Source organism: Gilliamella sp. GillExp13 (genome assembly GCF_001690815.1).
In the GTDB taxonomy this organism is placed as follows: Bacteria; Pseudomonadota; Gammaproteobacteria; order Enterobacterales; family Orbaceae; genus Gilliamella; species Gilliamella bombi.
Genome location: NZ_LZHJ01000095.1, coordinates 1 through 432, shown reverse-complemented (window position 1 = coordinate 432; position 432 = coordinate 1). Strand labels below are relative to the sequence as shown.

Annotated in this window: 1 protein-coding gene and 1 pseudogene; both read left to right on the top strand. The window is 37.3% G+C overall.

The window, feature by feature from the left end; translation table 11 throughout:
* Positions 1-77: 77 nt before the first annotated feature.
* Positions 78-278, top strand: a pseudogene (locus A9G37_RS13580) (DDE-type integrase/transposase/recombinase); the annotation flags it as partial.
* Positions 279-361: 83 nt separating this feature from the next.
* Positions 362-432 (top strand): hypothetical protein (locus A9G37_RS13575; RefSeq protein WP_442903140.1); only part of this gene is annotated, 71 nt, incomplete at its 3' end.

Sequence of the window (432 nt, the reverse complement as noted above, 5' to 3'; positions counted from 1 at the left end):
TAAAACGAAAAAAACGCATTCCTCCACGATGCCCGGAAAAGCTATTTGTGCCTAATAAACAAGGTGAATGTTGGTCAATGGATTTTATGAGTGATAGTAGCCGTAATCAACGTCGCTTTAGGACATTCAATGTCATCGATGACTTTAATCGTGAGGCGTTAGGTATTGATATTGCAGTCAGCTTACCAGCAGGAAGGATTACCCGTTACTTAGATAAACTGGCCGAATATCATGGATATCCATTAAAAATACGGGTCGATAATGGGCCAGAATTTACAGGAAAAACCTTTATAAACTGGGCTAAATCACATGATATAGCCATTGATTATATAAAGCCGGTAGCCCTTATCAAAATGGTTATATTGAACGATTTAATCGTACCTATCGTACTGAAGTACTTGATTTATATCTTTTTAACAACTTAGCACAAGC